Raw genomic sequence first — 1,329 nt, 5'->3', positions numbered from 1 at the left:
AGAGATGTCGCCCGGGTTCGGGAAGCCTCAGGACGTGATCACCGAACAGGCAGCCGAGACCTGGGACCGCGACCTCGATTACCTCTTCGCCAGCATCGGGCACCACTTCGGCCGTGTTGAACCACGCCGCCGGATGCGGGACTACGTACGCGCACTGCTCGCTCCGGTGGCCCGCAAGAACAGTTGGCAGTTGGCCGAACACGCCGGCCACGCCACCCCGACGGACTGCAGCACCTGCTCTCCCGCGCCCGCTGGAACCCCGACGGCATCCGCGATGACCTGCAGACCTACATCGCCGAACAACTCGGCCGCCCCAACGGTGTCCTGATCATCGACGACACCGGCTTCCTGAAGAAGGGCACCACCTCCGCCGGAGTGCAAAGGCAGTACTCCGGCACCGCCAGCCGCACCGAAAACTGCCAGATCGGCGTCTTTGCCGCCTACGCCAGCACGGCCGGCCGCGCCCTGGTGGACCGCGAGCTCTACCTGCCCAAGTCCTGGACCGACGACCGCGACCGCTGCCGCGCCGCCAAGGTCCCCGACCAGCGGGAATTCGCCACCAAGAACACCCTCGCGGCAACGATCGTCCGCAGAGCACTGGCCTCGCCGCTGCCGATCGCCTGGGTCACGGCGGACGCCGCTTATGGGCAGGACAACCGCTTCCGCCGGATGCTGGAAACATCCGGCGTCGGCTATGTCCTGGCCATCCCCAAGTCCCAGTTCTCCCTGGCCGGCCCACGCATCGACACGGCTTTCGAGCAGGCCCCCGACCAGGCATGGGAACGCCGTTCCTGCGGCGCGGGCGCGAAGGGACAACGCGAGTACGACTGGGCTGCCGTCCAGTTGCGCCCGGTGGTCGAATACGACCACCACGACGGCGTGCTGATCCGTCGACGGTGGGCGTTGGCACGGCGCAGCCTGAGCCGGCCGAACGAGATCGCCTACTACCTCGGCTATGCGCCACTGGATGTCGAAGTGGACGAACTGGTTCGCGTCGCCGACACCCGGTGGGCGATCGAGGAGTGTTTCCAGGCGGCCAAGAACGAGTGCGGCCTGGACGAGTACGAGGTCCGTCGCTACGTCGGCTGGTATCGGCACATCACTTTGGCCATGCTCGCCCACGCTTTCCTCGCGGCGATGAGCGCGCGAGCAGCCGAAAAGGGGGATCCACCGGTGAGGATGCCGAGGTCATCGCGCTCACTGTGGCAGAAGTGCGGCGACTCCTGGCAGCTCACGCACCCCGAGACCCCCGCGTCCGCACCCACGCGTTGAGCTGGTCGCACTGGCGCCGACGACGCCAAGCGGTGGCCCGCCGCTGCCACTACCGTC

At 67.9% G+C, this 1,329-nt stretch carries 1 pseudogene; it reads left to right on the top strand.

Annotated features, from left to right (window positions below):
• Window positions 1–4 precede the first annotated feature (4 nt).
• Window positions 5–1,272, top strand: a pseudogene (locus tag ACFW6B_RS41130) (IS701 family transposase).
• Window positions 1,273–1,329 lie beyond the last annotated feature (57 nt).

Source organism: Streptomyces sp. NPDC058751 (assembly GCF_042746485.1).
Classification (GTDB): Bacteria; Actinomycetota; Actinomycetes; order Streptomycetales; family Streptomycetaceae; genus Streptomyces.
Note: the sequence above shows the minus strand (reverse complement) of the source record. Positions and strands in the feature narration are given on the sequence as shown.